This window comes from Bradyrhizobium sp. NBAIM08, assembly GCF_020193935.1.
GTDB classification, from domain to species: domain Bacteria; phylum Pseudomonadota; class Alphaproteobacteria; order Rhizobiales; family Xanthobacteraceae; genus Bradyrhizobium; species Bradyrhizobium yuanmingense.
In genome coordinates, this window is the sequence record NZ_JADYVR010000230.1 from 1 (window position 1) to 461 (window position 461).

Here is a 461-nt window from a genome sequence, read left to right on the forward strand (position 1 = left end):
GCCTGAAATTCCGGCTTCGCCTTGTCGATGGCGGCGAGCGCCGTTTTCGCGGCATCCTTCAGGAATAGCAGCCGGAACAGTTCGGGATCGTCCAAACCTTCCGGGTTGCGCTCGAAGAGCGCCTTGCAGGCGAGCTTGGTTTGCAGCGCGTGCAGATCCTTCGCCTGCTCGATACCGACAAGCGGCGACACGTAATACGTGCCGAGACTATCGATGACGACCACCTCCCGCTTGCGCGTGAGCTGTTCGACCAAGAGATGCCGGTCCCAGACCGCCCAAACCCAGGCGGCGACCGCGACGAGGAACCAGATGAACGAATGACGCCGCTGCCGGGAGAAGACCGTCAGCAAAGTCGATTTCGGTTTACCGAAGCTGGACCCCAGCGGCGCGATGCGCGGCGCTGCAGTTTCGGCGTGTGCGACCATGACCCTATTTTTTCTGCGGTTGTTTAGGAGGAGGAG

1 protein-coding gene is annotated in these 461 nt (G+C 61.2%); it reads right to left on the minus strand.

Going from position 1 to position 461, the window contains the following annotated elements; all coding sequences use genetic code 11:
* Positions 1 to 425: hypothetical protein (locus I6F37_RS39255; RefSeq protein ID WP_225154264.1), on the minus strand; the 425-nt coding region annotated here is incomplete at its 3' end.
* Between the last annotated feature and the right edge of the window lie 36 nt (positions 426 to 461).